The organism is Rheinheimera sp. 4Y26, from assembly GCF_025245835.1.
Taxonomy (GTDB): Bacteria; Pseudomonadota; Gammaproteobacteria; order Enterobacterales; family Alteromonadaceae; genus Pararheinheimera.
Genome location: NZ_JAOBWS010000017.1, coordinates 43,461 through 56,842 on the forward strand (window position 1 = coordinate 43,461; position 13,382 = coordinate 56,842).

At 50.6% G+C, this 13,382-nt stretch carries 12 protein-coding genes; 5 read left to right on the top strand and 7 right to left on the bottom strand.

Going from position 1 to position 13,382, the window contains the following annotated elements:
- The first annotated feature begins 40 nt into the window (after positions 1 to 40).
- On the top strand, positions 41 to 1,948 hold the full coding sequence (locus N3Z11_RS16690) for a hypothetical protein (protein WP_260658335.1): 1,908 nt from the start codon (positions 41 to 43) through the stop codon (positions 1,946 to 1,948).
- Positions 1,949 to 2,014: 66 nt separating this feature from the next.
- On the opposite strand, the gene arsJ is transcribed toward N3Z11_RS16690, so the two are convergent.
- The 4 genes from arsJ to N3Z11_RS16710 form a co-directional block, all read right to left on the bottom strand.
- The gene (gene arsJ, locus N3Z11_RS16695; RefSeq protein ID WP_260658336.1) at positions 2,015 to 3,238 is read right to left on the bottom strand and encodes an organoarsenical effux MFS transporter ArsJ; all 1,224 of its coding nucleotides are present in this window, start codon (positions 3,236 to 3,238) and stop codon (positions 2,015 to 2,017) included.
- A 149-nt stretch (positions 3,239 to 3,387) separates the two neighbouring features.
- Complete coding sequence (locus N3Z11_RS16700; protein ID WP_260658337.1) at positions 3,388 to 4,392, bottom strand: ArsJ-associated glyceraldehyde-3-phosphate dehydrogenase; 1,005 nt, start codon at positions 4,390 to 4,392, stop codon at positions 3,388 to 3,390.
- A gap of 16 nt (positions 4,393 to 4,408) precedes the next feature.
- Positions 4,409 to 4,645 carry a thioredoxin family protein gene (locus N3Z11_RS16705; protein ID WP_260658338.1) on the bottom strand — a complete coding sequence of 79 codons (237 nt, stop codon included), beginning with the start codon at positions 4,643 to 4,645 and terminating at the stop codon, positions 4,409 to 4,411.
- Positions 4,646 to 4,736: 91 nt separating this feature from the next.
- Complete coding sequence (locus N3Z11_RS16710; RefSeq protein ID WP_260658339.1) at positions 4,737 to 5,084, bottom strand: metalloregulator ArsR/SmtB family transcription factor; 348 nt, start codon at positions 5,082 to 5,084, stop codon at positions 4,737 to 4,739.
- A 153-nt stretch (positions 5,085 to 5,237) separates the two neighbouring features.
- Between N3Z11_RS16710 and N3Z11_RS16715 the strand changes: the two genes are divergently transcribed.
- Positions 5,238 to 6,242 carry a permease gene (locus N3Z11_RS16715; protein WP_260658340.1) on the top strand — a complete coding sequence of 335 codons (1,005 nt, stop codon included), beginning with the start codon at positions 5,238 to 5,240 and terminating at the stop codon, positions 6,240 to 6,242.
- A 157-nt stretch (positions 6,243 to 6,399) separates the two neighbouring features.
- Here N3Z11_RS16715 and N3Z11_RS16720 read toward each other — a convergent pair whose 3' ends face one another.
- Together N3Z11_RS16720 and N3Z11_RS16725 are read right to left on the bottom strand one after the other, a co-directional pair.
- Entirely contained in the window at positions 6,400 to 7,863 is a 1,464-nt protein-coding gene (locus N3Z11_RS16720; protein ID WP_260658341.1) for a hypothetical protein, read from the bottom strand.
- 4 nt (positions 7,864 to 7,867) lie between these two features.
- Entirely contained in the window at positions 7,868 to 8,797 is a 930-nt protein-coding gene (locus N3Z11_RS16725) for a permease (RefSeq protein ID WP_260658342.1), read from the bottom strand.
- Between the two features lie 211 nt (positions 8,798 to 9,008).
- Between N3Z11_RS16725 and N3Z11_RS16730 the strand changes: the two genes are divergently transcribed.
- Complete coding sequence (locus N3Z11_RS16730) at positions 9,009 to 9,347, top strand: ArsR/SmtB family transcription factor (RefSeq protein ID WP_260658343.1); 339 nt, start codon at positions 9,009 to 9,011, stop codon at positions 9,345 to 9,347.
- A 90-nt stretch (positions 9,348 to 9,437) separates the two neighbouring features.
- Here the strand turns inward: N3Z11_RS16730 and N3Z11_RS16735 are convergent, their stop codons facing one another.
- Positions 9,438 to 11,054: an MFS transporter gene (locus N3Z11_RS16735; RefSeq protein ID WP_260658344.1), complete on the bottom strand. Its 1,617-nt coding sequence runs from the start codon at positions 11,052 to 11,054 to the stop codon at positions 9,438 to 9,440.
- Positions 11,055 to 11,370: 316 nt separating this feature from the next.
- Here N3Z11_RS16735 and narL point away from each other — a divergent pair, with 316 nt between their 5' ends.
- Positions 11,371 to 12,027, top strand: coding sequence for a two-component system response regulator NarL (narL, locus tag N3Z11_RS16740; RefSeq protein ID WP_260658345.1), 657 nt, complete (start codon positions 11,371 to 11,373; stop codon positions 12,025 to 12,027).
- An 81-nt stretch (positions 12,028 to 12,108) separates the two neighbouring features.
- Positions 12,109 to 13,338, top strand: a complete 1,230-nt coding sequence (gene glp / locus N3Z11_RS16745) for a gephyrin-like molybdotransferase Glp (protein WP_260658346.1) — start codon at positions 12,109 to 12,111, stop codon at positions 13,336 to 13,338.
- The last annotated feature ends 44 nt before the right edge of the window (positions 13,339 to 13,382 follow it).

Sequence of the window (13,382 nt, forward strand, 5' to 3'; positions counted from 1 at the left end):
CGGCCGGCTTAGATGAACTCTGGCCAAAAAGGCGGTAGTGATGAACTTAATGCAGTCGTTGATGGTGTTGCAGCAGCCGGTTTTGTTATATCGCTGCGCTCTGGCGTTGTTTGTATTGCTGACGCCTGCTTTGGTATTGGCTGCTGAACCCTCAGATGCGGTGGCTGGGGCTGAGGCTGCAGCGCCCGCTACACAAGATAAAACGCGGCCCAAAGAGCTGACGCTGGAAGATTTGTGTCAGCTGACAAGCCAGGCGCCCACCACCGATGACATGGGCGAGGCGCGTTCTGACTGGCCACAGGCGATGACGGTCGGGCAAATTGATTTTCAGCTAAATCCCATTTTTGATGAAACAGCGCCGGATGCTTTCTGGTTGCACCATTTTGCCAACTGGCTGCATATCAACTCCAAAGCCTGGGCGCTTAAGCGCGAACTGCCTTTTAACAGCGGTCAGCAGGTAAATGCCGATGATTTGCGTGAAGCTGAACGTTTATTGCGGCAGAAAAATTATTTGCGTGACAGCAGAATCAAAGTGTTACCCGAATGTAATGCCGATGGCAGTCACAATATTCAGGTAGAAACCTGGGATACCTGGAGCCTTCAGCCCACACTGGGTTTTAGCCGAAGTGGCGGCAGCAATAAATATTCTTTTGGTTTTAAAGAAGAAAATTTATTTGGCCTTGGGGTACGCACCAGTTTGAAGTTTCAGTCCAATTATCTGCGCCAGGGTTATGAGTTTCGCAGTGAAATTCCGTTGTCGTTATTTGAGTGGGACAGTCTGGATCACAGTTATGGCTGGTTTGAATGGGTGGATAACGATGATGGTTCAAAACAGGTGCTGAGTTTGGACCATCCTTTTTATACCGATGATGCCGCGCTGATGTGGCGGCTCGCCTGGATGCGCGATGACAGGCTGGAGCAGATTTTTCACAATAACAGCCCGGAAAACCAGTTCAGAACAGAGCAAAAACAAACAGAGCTGGTTTATGGTCGCTTGTGGTCTTATTCGGAGCAAACCAGCTGGCGTTGGTTGTTGGGTTATACAGAGCAAAAATTCACCTTTAGTGAAGACCCATTGCACAAGGCACTGTGGTTACCGCAAAACCGCGTTTATCAGTACCCCTGGCTCGGTGTTGAATATATGCAGCATCATTACAAAACGCTGTCGGATGTGTTTTTGATTAATCATACCGAAGATATTCATCTGGGCTGGCGTCATCAGTTGAAATTTGGGGTGCAAACCACAGCGCTGGCGCCGGACAAACAACTGGGTTATCAGCTGCAATGGCAGAGCAGTAAAGGTTTTGGCGATCAGCAGCATCTGGTGTTATTGAGCAGCAGCCTTGCGGTGCAAACCGGGGCGGCCAGTGGCAATCAAACTAAATTAAAGCTTGAGATGGAAGATTTTTATCGTTTATCTGAGCGTTTTGCCCTTTATAGCCACCTGCGCTACGACCAGCGCCGGCAGAATGAACTGGACGATCCGCTCGCGCTTGGCAGTGAAGATGGCGTGCGCACCGATGGTGGTATCCGGGGTTATCCGGTGCAGTATCTGCACGGTTTGCGCCGTACTCTGGCGACTATGGAACTGCGCTGGTATCCAAAAATGACGCTGTATCAGCTGTTGGATGTGGGTTTTGTGGTGTTTGCCGATGCCGGCCGTATTGATGGCGGCAAAGTTGGGGCGCTGGGGTTCGTTCCAGCCACAGCGCCGGAGCCGGTGGCCGCGCTGACAAGGCCGGCGCTGCTGTTTAATAGCGCTCAGCTGGATTTATTAAACCCGAACAAGCTGCACTCCTGGCTTGGTTCTGTTGGCATTGGTGCGCGTTTTTATTCATCGCGTTCGGCCAATGACAATGTGATCCATCTGGATTTGGCAAAACCGATAGGGCCAGCCCAGGACGTGAATGCTTATGAGCTGCAGCTCAAAGTAGAGCAGCGTTTTTAGCTCAATACTTGTTGCCATTGTTGCCATTGTTGCCATTGCGGGCACAAAAGGCCCTGGTGCCGGTTTTTACTCCGCGGCGGCCTGTGGTGTTGTGTTTAAACGCCAGGTGACCAGCACAGTGCCGAGCAAAAAGGCGCTGGAAAGATAAAGGCAAGCATAAAAACCATAAGCCTGATAGACGTAGCCGGATAACAAAGTGCCAATCAGCCGGCCCATGGCGTTGGCCATATAATAAAAACCCACATCGAGCGACACGCCGTCGCGACTGGCCAGGCTGACAATCAGATAGCTGTGTAACGACGAGTTCACCGCAAATACAGCACCAAATAACAGCAAACCACCGATTAACAGCCAAAGTGGTTCTGCACTTTGTTGCATGGCAAGGCTTATTAACAGCTGCAGACCACAAAGCAGGCAAGCCCAAAATAAGGCTGTATGGTGATTGGGGGCTTTGCCTGATTTTTTTCCGGTCAGCACTGGTGCAAAAGCCTGCACAGCGCCATAAGCAATCACCCAGCAGGCTAAAAAAGCGCCGACTTCAGTTTGTGCCCAGGAAAATTCACTGGATAAATACAGTGGCAAAGCAATGACAAACCAGATATCGCGCGCGCCAAATAACAATAACCGCGCAGCCGACAGCCGGTTAATGGCGGCGCTTTTGGAAAACAAGTCTTTAAATTTTGGTTTAAAACTGCTTTTGCCCAAATCTTTTTGCAGCAGCACTAAACTCAGCAGCCAAATGAGCACCAGGGCAGCGGCCATGGCCGCCACTGCGCCCTGAAAACCATAAAGGCTGAGTAACAGCCCACCTAAAAAGAAGCCAACGCCTTTGAGCGCATTTTTTGAGCCGGTTAAAATGGCCACCCATTTGTATAAAGCGCCCTGGGCATGTTCCGGCAATAGCAGTTTCAGCGAGCTTTTGGCACTCATTTTATTCAGGTCTTTGGCAATGCCGGAAAGTGCCTGTGCCGCCATCACCCAGACCACGCTCAGCATTGGGGTGGGCACCAGCAACATGGCAAGGGCCAGCACCTGCAGCACCAAACCTATATTCATGGTTTTATTCAGGCCAATACGGGCACCCAGCCAGCCGCCCACTAAGTTGGTGACCACGCCAAAAAACTCATAAAACAAAAACAACGAGGCAATGGCGAGCGGGCTGTAACCCAGCTGATAAAAGTGCAGCACTATTAACATGCGCAGGGCGCCGTCGGTGAGCGTAAAAGCCCAGTAGTTGGCGGTGACCAGCAGATATTGTTTCAGGCCGGTACTGGCCGATAGTCCAGACATTGTGGTTTCCTGGTTATCAGGTAAAACTGCAACTGTGCCGTTACAGTCATTTGACCGATATTGCTAAAAGCACAGTGACGGGGCAGGGCGCTGCTCCGGACTGAACTGGCCAGCAACAGCAAATACCCCGCACACTGTGGTTTAAAAAGTTAAGCCGCGCTGCCAACCAGTCTCGCCAGTTCAACGGTGCGATTGGCGTAACCCCATTCATTGTCGTACCAGGCGTAAATTTTCACCTGAGTGCCGTTTACCACCATGGTGGATAAAGCATCAATGACGCTGGAACGTGGGTCGGTTTTATAATCAATGGAGACCAGCGGCCGCTCTTCGAAGCCTAAGATGTCTTTGAGTTCACCCTCTGCGGCGGTTTTGAGTAAGGCATTGACTTCTTCGGCTGTGGTGGCGCGTTCCACTTCAAATACACAGTCGGTGAGTGAAGCATTGGCCAAAGGCACCCGCACCGCATGGCCATTTAACCGGCCTTTGAGTTCAGGGAAAATTTCGGTAATAGCAGTGGCTGAACCTGTAGTGGTTGGAATTAAACTACTGCCACAGGCGCGGGCACGGCGTAAGTCTTTGTGCGGAGTGTCCAGAATCGACTGGGTGTTGGTTAAATCATGAATAGTGGTGATAGAGCCATGTTTAATGCCTAAATTTTCATGAATAACTTTCACCACCGGCGCTAAGCAGTTGGTGGTGCAGCTGGCGGCGGTGACTATCTGATGTTTGGCAGCATCAAATAACTGATGATTCACGCCCATCACCACATTGAGCACACCCGGCTCTTTTACCGGCGCACTGACCACCACCCGTTTTACACCTTGTGCCAGATACTGCTCCAGCACAGCTTTGCTTTTCATTTTGCCGGAACATTCAATCACCAAATCACAGTCTGACCAGTCAGTGTCTTGGATGTTTTTGTGCTGGCTGACCACAATGGTTTTGCCGTTAATCAGCACTGTATTGCCCTCAGCTTGCGCCTGATGCTGCCAGCGGCCATGCACTGAGTCAAAATTCAGCAAATGGGCAAAAGTGGCGGCGTCGCCGGCCGGATCGTTAATTCTGACAAATTCAAATTCAGGCCAGTCAAAAGCGGCACGCAAAGCTAACCGGCCGATACGGCCAAAACCGTTGATCCCTACTTTAATACTCATCAATCTATCCTCAATTTCAGCTTTTCAGCCACTGTTCAATCTGTTCCCGGTGCGGAATAGAGCCCGTATGCACCACAAGGTTATTCAGCACCACGGCCGGTGTGCTCATCACGCCAAAGCCAATGATTTGCTGTATATCTTCAATTTTTTCAATCTGAATGTCGGTACCAAGCTCGGCGGCAATACGTTCAATCGACTCGACCGTTTTGGCACATTTGCTACAGCCCATACCTAATACTTTGAATTCTTTCATTATTGAGTCTCCAAACGCTGGTTAAAATCTGTGGCATCTGCAGCGGCGTCAAGTCAAAGTGCCTTTGTGCTCAGCGGCTTTGCGTTTCTGTTCAGGGGCAACAGGCTTTTGCCCGTTCTGGTCTTTCACCCATGGCACAAAGATTGTTCAGCAAGGGGGCCAGCAGAGCGGCATTTTGTGCCCGGGTTTGCTCCAGCGATTGTGTGGCCCACTGCGGTAATTCCGGATTTAACCGGTAAAACACCCATTGTCCCTGGCGGCGGTCGAGCAACACTTTGGCACTTCTGAGCATGGCGAGATGTCGGGATATTTTAGGTTGGGATTCAGCAAGGGCCGATGTCAGTTCACAGACACAAAGTTCGCCCTCCTGTGCAATCAGCAGCAGGGAAAACAAACGGGTTTCATCGGCCAATAATTTAAAAAATTCGACAGGGTGCATGTTGTTTACTGCCTCTTTTCTAGCTGCCACGCTGAATTGGATAACTTTCATGGATATGTAAATTTACATATATGCGGATAATCATATATGTGTTTTTCCAGATGTCAATGCTATGCTGCCAGCATCAACTGCAACAGCTTTAGAGGAATGCAGATGGATATTTGGGCCTGGCTGAACAATCAGCTGCTGAAAATGCAGTGGTTATCCGATCTTGTCAAAATGCTGGTGGAAGATGTTTTTGGTTTGTCGATGCAGTCGCGTTGGGGCGCCAGCCTGCATTTTTTTATTTATGACGTGCTGAAGATTTTTATATTACTGGCAGTGCTTATTTTTACGGTGTCCTGGGTACAAAGTTATTTTCCGCCTGAGCGCACCAGAAAAATTCTGGGCGGTATGCAGGGTTTTAAAGCCAACCTGACCGGTGCGTTAATGGGCACTATTACGCCATTTTGCTCTTGTTCATCCATTCCTTTGTTTATTGGTTTTAGCAGTGCCGGTTTGCCGCTTGGTGTGACATTTTCATTTTTAATTTCCTCGCCTCTGGTGGATTTAGCCTCGGTAATTTTACTGGCCAGTATTTTTAACTGGTCTATTGCCATCGCTTATGTGGCTGTGGGCATTGTGCTGGCGGTGATTGGCGGCACTTTAATTAGCAAAGCCAATATGAGCCGTTATGTGGAATCTTTTGTGCTGCACAGCCCGGTGCTGGATATACCGCAGGCAAAGTTGAGCCCAAAAGACCGTTTTGATTATGCAACAGCGCAGGTTGGCGATATTTTCCGGCGGGTGTGGTTTTATGTGCTGCTTGGGGTAGGGATTGGTGCTGCAATTCACAACTGGGTGCCACAAGCCTGGGTAACTTCGGTGCTGGGTCAGGATAACTGGTGGTCGGTTTTTGTCGCAACCCTGATGGGGGTGCCAATGTATGCCGACATCTTTGGCACCTTGCCGGTGGCTGAAGCTTTGGTCGGCAAAGGGGTTGGCCTTGGCACTGCGCTGGCTTTTATGATGTCGGTGACGGCTTTATCTTTGCCATCGCTGATCATGCTGAAAAAGGTGATTAAACTGCCGTTATTGCTGTTTTTTCTGGTTATTGTGGTGTGTGGCATCATCGTGATTGGCTTTTTGTTTAATGCTTTTTCTTATTTGCTTATCTAAGCAAAGCCTTGTTCTTTCGGGAAATAATCCTGTGCTACGCAACAAGCGACAGCCAGGCGATGCCAAAATCAGACATCGCCTGGAGAACTCTACGGAACTAGCCTGGGGCTAAAAACCCGGTATTTAGCGGCGCAGCAACCCTATCAAACACCGTTGGTTATAATTGCAATAACACCAGATCCAACACAGCGCCCCCACGGTGCACACCGCCTTCGTTGCTGTTGGCATCTTTAGTGCGGCATAAATAACCGCCGTAAAGCGCCTCGGTGCCAAGGCTAAAAATGCCAAGTTCGGTGATATGGCCGGTACTAATGTGCGTGTTGCCGCCACGCAGGCTGGTGAATGCTTCAGCGCGCACAAAACAGTCAATAGGCGCCATCAGTAAATCTGCGCTGTCGGCTTTGGTGAGTTGTTGCCGGGCATCTTCACCGCGCGCCACGTTGCCACCACCTTCCTGCTGGGTTTTATACCAATAGCCCTGTGCAATCAGCTGTTCTGCCTGAGCTTGGGTTAAGTCGCTGATAGCCGATGAAGGCACCACAGCTTGTTGCAATATACGCAGATCTGCAGCGCTGAGGCCAAATTGACTGGCAACTGCAGCCGGGTTGTGCAGAATAAGCGCCGTGAGCTGGTGCTGAAACCATTTGCTGCCGGTGAGCTGACCTGCCAGAGTCGGGCACTGCGCCACAGCGCTTTGTTCCAGTCTGGTGCGGAATACCCAGACATTGTCATCAAGCTCGGTACCCGGGTTATAACCTGTGCGCCAATACAATAAATCTACCCGCTGTTGTTGCCAGGTAAGCTGCTGTTGGCTGTTAAAACCGGCCTGCAGCAGCGCTGCCACAGTCACTCTTTGCACCTGTACACCCAGGCGCTCCACTTCGTTGCAGAGCAGTTGCTGGTCAAAAATATTATCTTCATTGGCTTCCACCACAATCAGCATCAGCGGCTGCTGTTGGGGGGAAGTTGTGGTGTGTTGTGCCTGCTGTATGGCCGCTTGTGCCAACAGTGTTGCCTGCAGTGCTGTGGCGTCATTGGGCGCATAGTGGCCCTGCAGATGGTGTTGCCATAGCTTCAGATAAGCTGCGTTTAACGGCCCCATGCCGGCGGCGATGGGGTTAGATTCGACCCAGCGCCATTGCTGATGCTGATCCAGCAGAAAGTCGTGCCGGTTTAGCATCAGATTCCGGCTTTTTATGCTGTGGTTTTGCCCGCTGCGCCGCTTAGCAGAGAGTGTCTTCAGGCGACGCCAAATCTCACCCGGCACTGTGTCTGAGCTTGCCAGTTGCTCTGTTTGTGCCAGTAACCAGTCGGGGTCTTCGGCGGCTTTAGCCTGCAATTGCCCCAGTAACTGTGCCAGCTTTTGCGCGGCGCCAAACTGCTTTGCACTCAGCTGCCATGGAGTGAACGACACAGGCACAGCCTGAAATCCCTGTGGCCCCTGCAAACCAAGCTTTGTGCTGTGCATTTGCTCAATGAGTTGTTGCAGTTGTGATGTTGCGAGCGTAGCTTGTTGCCGTTTTATAGCGCTGGCTGAACTCGCTAAGTTGTTGGCAGAGAAGGGGTTATGTTTTATCGCGGCAGCGGTCTGCTCAACTTGTGTATTTTGGCTTGATGTCATGTTGTTACCCTCTTGCCGGCAGTAAAAAGTCGATGCTAAAACCGGTGATACAGGCCGTCAGAAACACCACAGCAACAAAGGCCAGCAGCAAAGGCCACTGAAAAATCCGTTTTAACATAATCATTTCCGGCAAACTGGCACCAGCGCCCCCTATGGTCAGCGCCATCACAGAGCCATAACTCATCCCTTTACCCACCAGACTCAGCGCTAACGGGATCATCGAACTGGCACGAACATACAACGGAATACCCAAGAGCGCCGCGATCGGGATCAAGATCCATTGATTTAGATTGCCAAGCTGCTGAAAAAAGCCGGTGGGTACATAACCGTGGATCACTGCGCCCACCAGCACGCCAAACAGCAGGTGCGGCAGAAAACTTTTGGTTTCAGCCAAAGCCCGGCCAAACAGCCTTTGCAGATAAAGCGCAGAGAAGGTCTCGGGCTTGGTCGCTGTGGTTGAGGTACTGCTGCAACCGCAGTTGGTCAGCTCCGGCAGCGTGACAAAACGCTGAAAACGCAGCCATGACAACAGCACACCGGCCAGCAGGGCAATCAGCAATACAGCTGCACTGTACAGCAAAGTTAAAGCAGGCCCGAACACACTTAGCAGCAATACCACCAGCACAGGATTGAGCAGCGGTGAGGTCAGCAAAAAGGTCATTACAGGGCCAAAAGCGGCGTGAGCGCGCAGCATGCCCACCAACATTGGCAGGGTAGAGCAACTGCAAAAAGGCGTAATAGCGCCGAGCGCAGCAGCAGTCAGATAACCCCGGCCGCCGCTGAGTAAAGCCTGGATACGCTTCGCCGGAAATCTGTCTTGCAGCACCAGCACCAGCATGCTGATCAGCATAAACAGCAGCAATAACTCGCCAAGGGTGCCAATAAAAAATTCAACACTGGCGGCAACAGCAGGGGAAGACATCAACTCGTTCATGGGTTGTCCTTACATTGAATATTTCGATTATCTTGGAAATGATAATATTTCGATAAACATCGAAGTGTCAAATTATATTTCGAACTTTATGGAAGTATTTTGTCAAAAAGCATAAACTGCCATCAGCAACTGCTGACGCAAGCCGCGCTGCCCCTGATGTTGTGACATCAATGGTGGCCCGGGGCTTCACACAAAAAATTGGGGATTGATAATGGAAGTGAACAGCGAACTGGAACTGGCTGCCGCCCAGCTGGCTGAACTGGGTCATCCAACCCGGCTTGGGATTTTCAGAGTATTGGTGCGGGCCGGGCGCGGTGGTGTTGCAGTGGGTGACATTCAGTTGGCGCTGGATATTCCGGGCTCAACTTTGTCCCATCATTTAAGCCGGATGACCAGGGTGGGCTTGATGGAGCAGCGCCGTGATGGTCGCACCCTGTATTGCAGTTTAAAGTTTGAAACTGTCGAGGCGCTGCTGGGCTTTTTATATGCCGAGTGTTGTGTTGGCATGCCGCAAATGCAGGCTGCGCCACAGGGCAATTGTTGTGATTAAACCAAACTTGCAAACAGAAAAAACAAAATGCCAGTCTTTATGACTGGCATTTTTTTAATGTGCGGGCAAAACCAGAGTTTTGCCGTTTTGTTACGGATTATAAAACTCACCTGATTTACGCAGATAGAAGAACCAGTTTAACACCAGGCATAAAGCGTAGAAGGCGGCAAAACCAATCATGGCGTATTCAGGCGTGGCGGCTTTAATTTGTTCACCCAGCACCTGTGGAATATAAAAAGCACCATAAGCGGCCACAGCTGAAGTCCAGCCTAACACCGGGCCTGCCTGCTCTTTAGGGAAAACCACAGCAATGGTTCTGAAGGTAGAACCGTTACCAATACCGCTGGCGGCAAATAAACCTAAGAAAATCATGAAACAAGGTACAAAATATTGCTCAGGTGTTGCACTTTGATAAGCCAGTTGCATGTAATAAGCCGCGCCCAAAGCACAGATAATCATCACGACGGAACAAATTTGCGTGACAAAAGCACCACCTACTTTATCGGCCACCCAGCCGCCAACAGGGCGGATAAGGGCACCGATAAAAGGGGCTATCCAGGCGTAAGTTAAAGCGCTCGGGCCATTTGGGTTTGGCGTGGTATGGGTCATCACACCGTCTACCATGATATGGCTGTAACCAAAAATCACCTGAATTGACAGCGGGAAAGCCGCAGAAAAACCGATAAAAGAGCCAAAGGTCATCACATACAACACACTCATGACCCAGGTGTGTTTGTTATTAAAAATTTTGTATTGCCGGTCCAGGCTGGTACGGATGGCTCCCGGTAATAACTTCAGCAGCATCACAGTACTAAATAACACCAGAATAATGACAATCTCTTTGGGAATGCCAAAACCAGAGCCATTGGCATTTTCCGGCAACATGAGCCACAAACCAACGATAGAGGTTAAAAAGCCAATGCCGAGCATGGCCAAAATAATGGCAAATGACACAGGAGCGGCCGGCAGCTTGGGTGTCACTTCTTCGGTGTTCAGGTTATTGGTGCCAAACCACAATAAAAACGCCAGCGGAATCAGCGTAATCAGCCAGGAAAAACCGGCGTTCTGGATCCAGGTTTGGGTACCGGCCGCTATGGTGCCAATCACAGTGCCACTGGCTTTTTCCAGCACCAGCGGATCGCCGGCGCCAAAGAGTGAAAACACGCCATAAGACATAAAAAGCGGCACCGCAATCTGCACTGTGGTCACGCCAAAATTGCCCAGACCCGCATTTAAGCCAAGCGCCAGACCTTGTTGTTTTTTCGGGAAAAAGAAGCTGATATTCGACATTGAGGAGGCAAAGTTACCGCCACCTATGCCGGATAACAGCGCCATCAGCTGAAACACCCACAGCGGCGTGGTTTTATCCTGCAACGCTAAACCTGTACCCACTGCCGGGATCATCAGCAAAGTGGTGGTTAAAAACAGCGTATAACGGCCACCACAAAGCCTGACAAAAAAGCTTGATGGAATACGTAAAGTCGCGCCTGTTAAACCAGCGATAGCGGTTAAGGTAAATAATTCACTGGTGGTAAAAGGAAAACCCACATTTAACATTTGTACCGTGACAATACTCCACAGCATCCAGACACCAAAACCACATAACAGGCTGGGAATGGAAATCCACAGGTTGCGGTTTGCAATTTTACTGCCTTGCTGTTGCCAGAACGTCTCGTTTTCCGGCTCCCAACGTTTTAAATTCGACATAGTTCCACTCCGGGCTTATCCCACAAAAGGTGCGTTGAAACTATGCAGGCAGGGCGGCAAGGCCACAATGAGTCTGAGGAGTTAGTCAAAACCGGCTTGTTGGGCAGAATAGATACCTACAAAGTGGTATTTTTGCCGGGGTTGCTAAATTTTTTGTTTATAAACAATGATTTATAACTATGATTTTGCCAAAGGAAAATTCCGGGCTTTTTGCGCTTTGCCCGGTGTTTGCGCCAGACATGATATAAATCAACTTTATCGGTCGGACAAGCATGCAGCATAAGCGCATACATCCGGGACAGTGTTGGAGCATAAGATGTCAGATTGTAAAACCACAGTGATGCTGGTGGACGACCACCCGCTGTTACGCAAAGGATTACGGCAGTTATTGGCTTTTGAGGCTGAATTTGAAGTAGTGGCGGAAGCAGGCTCGGGCGCCGAGGCACTTGCCACTGCACCTGAGCTGGATCCGGACTTAATTATTCTGGATTTAAATATGCAGGGCATGGATGGTCTCGAAACCTTAAAACGGCTGCGTGATGAAGGGGTCACTTCCCGTATTGTGATGCTGACGGTGTCGGACAGTAACGAAGATGTGATTAAAGCCATTGGCCTGGGGGCAGACGGTTATCTGCTAAAAGACTCAGATCCGGATGAGCTGCTCGAACAAATCAAAAAAGCCGCCAGTGGCAAAATGGTGTTAAGTGATGCCGTTAACGCTGCGCTGGCCACAGCTATTCGCCGGCCGGCAGAAAAACCTGCCGCTGACATCAATAGCCTGACCAACCGCGAATATGAAATTCTCAGCCTGATAGCCAAGGGCCAGAGCAATAAACTGATAGCCCGCGAGCTGGATATTTCCGACGGCACTGTGAAGGTGCATGTAAAACACCTGCTGAAAAAACTCAATTTACGCTCCAGGGTGGAAGCTGCGGTCTGGATGGTGAACCATCAGGGCCGTCACGGCAGCTAGTGCTGCTGACCACAGCGCAATAACTACAGCCAGCAGCAGAGCCTTAGCCAGCAGCAAGCATTGTGAATCCGGAGCCATCTTATGCCACAGGAAAAAACACCAATGTTGTCCTTTCAGCAGGCGCTTGAGCAGTTGCTGGAAGCTGTCAGCTGCCAACTGCAGGTGCAGCAAGTGCCGCTGTCACAGGCACTTGGGCGGGTCTTGGCAGAAGACATAAAATCCCCTTTGCAAATTCCGGCTTATACCAATGCAGCGATGGACGGTTATGCCTTTTGTTATGCCGATGCCGTCAACACTCAAACTTTTCAGCTGATTGGGCAAAGTCTGGCCGGACATCCTTATCAGGGCGAATTAACACCGGGTTGTTGTATCCGCATTATGACGGGCGCCAAGTTGCCGGCAGGTCTGGATACTGTGGTGATGCAGGAGCAGGTTAAGCTCACAGATGATGGCAAGGTACAACTTTGTATCGAACCCAAAATGGCTGAGCATGTACGTCTGGCCGGCAGTGAAATTGCCAAAGATGCCACAGTGCTGCGTCGTGGCGAGCGTCTTGGGCCTTTGCAGCTTGGTCTGGCTGCCACTCTGGGTTTTGCTGAAGTGGCTGTGTATCAGAAGCTGAAAGTGGGTGTGATCTCCACCGGCGATGAGCTGGTGGCGCCCGGATTGCCACTTGCAGAAGGTCAGTTGTATGACAGCAACAGATTTGTGATAGGCGCTATGTTACAGCGTCTGGATGTGGAGCTTATTGATTATGGCTGGGTTGCCGACGATCCGGCTTTGCTTAAAGCCGCATTTCACCGGGCCGCCAGCGAAGTCGATGCGCTTGTCACCAGTGGAGGTGTGTCTGTTGGCGATGCTGATTATACCCGTCAGGTGCTGTTGGAGCTGGGGCAAGTGAACTTCTGGCAGGTGGCGATTAAACCCGGCAAACCTTTTGCGTTTGGCAAACTCGGCAACTGCTGGTTTTTTGGTTTGCCCGGCAATCCGGTGTCGGCTGTGCTGACGTTGGATCAGCTGGCACAACCGGCGCTGCGTAAACTCGCCGGTGAAAGATGCAAAACGCCGCTGCAATTGCCTGCTTTGGTCAAAAGTAAATTCCGCAAAAAACCGGGCCGGCTGGATTTTCAGCGTGGCGTGCTCTGTGTAACAGACGGACAGCTGCAGGTTGCCCCTGTGGCCATGGACAGTTCCGGCATGTTGTCTTCGTTATTGGCCGCCGATTGTCTGGTGCCGCTGGCGCTCGAGTCTGACAATATTGAGGCAGGGGAGCGGGTGCAGGTTCAGCTACTGTCGGATTGGCTGCGCTGAAAATGATGTTGCCTGCTGCTTTATATGCAGCAATGTTCATATAA

Bases quoted from the DNA above. Each gene is read 5' to 3' on its own strand.
- N3Z11_RS16700 (WP_260658337.1), bottom strand. From the start codon at position 4,392: ATGAGTATTAAAGTAGGGATCAACGGTTTTGGCCGTATCGGCCGGTTA.
- N3Z11_RS16725 (WP_260658342.1), bottom strand. From the start codon at position 8,797: ATGAACGAGTTGATGTCTTCCCCTGCTGTTGCCGCCAGTGTTGAATTT.
- N3Z11_RS16735 (WP_260658344.1), bottom strand. From the start codon at position 11,054: ATGTCGAATTTAAAACGTTGGGAGCCGGAAAACGAGACGTTCTGGCAA.
- glp (WP_260658346.1), top strand. From the start codon at position 12,109: ATGCCACAGGAAAAAACACCAATGTTGTCCTTTCAGCAGGCGCTTGAG.
- arsJ (WP_260658336.1), bottom strand. From the start codon at position 3,238: ATGTCTGGACTATCGGCCAGTACCGGCCTGAAACAATATCTGCTGGTC.
- N3Z11_RS16720 (WP_260658341.1), bottom strand. From the start codon at position 7,863: ATGACATCAAGCCAAAATACACAAGTTGAGCAGACCGCTGCCGCGATA.
- N3Z11_RS16715 (WP_260658340.1), top strand. From the start codon at position 5,238: ATGGATATTTGGGCCTGGCTGAACAATCAGCTGCTGAAAATGCAGTGG.
- narL (WP_260658345.1), top strand. From the start codon at position 11,371: ATGTCAGATTGTAAAACCACAGTGATGCTGGTGGACGACCACCCGCTG.
- N3Z11_RS16710 (WP_260658339.1), bottom strand. From the start codon at position 5,084: ATGCACCCTGTCGAATTTTTTAAATTATTGGCCGATGAAACCCGTTTG.
- N3Z11_RS16705 (WP_260658338.1), bottom strand. From the start codon at position 4,645: ATGAAAGAATTCAAAGTATTAGGTATGGGCTGTAGCAAATGTGCCAAA.
- N3Z11_RS16690 (WP_260658335.1), top strand. From the start codon at position 41: ATGAACTTAATGCAGTCGTTGATGGTGTTGCAGCAGCCGGTTTTGTTA.
- N3Z11_RS16730 (WP_260658343.1), top strand. From the start codon at position 9,009: ATGGAAGTGAACAGCGAACTGGAACTGGCTGCCGCCCAGCTGGCTGAA.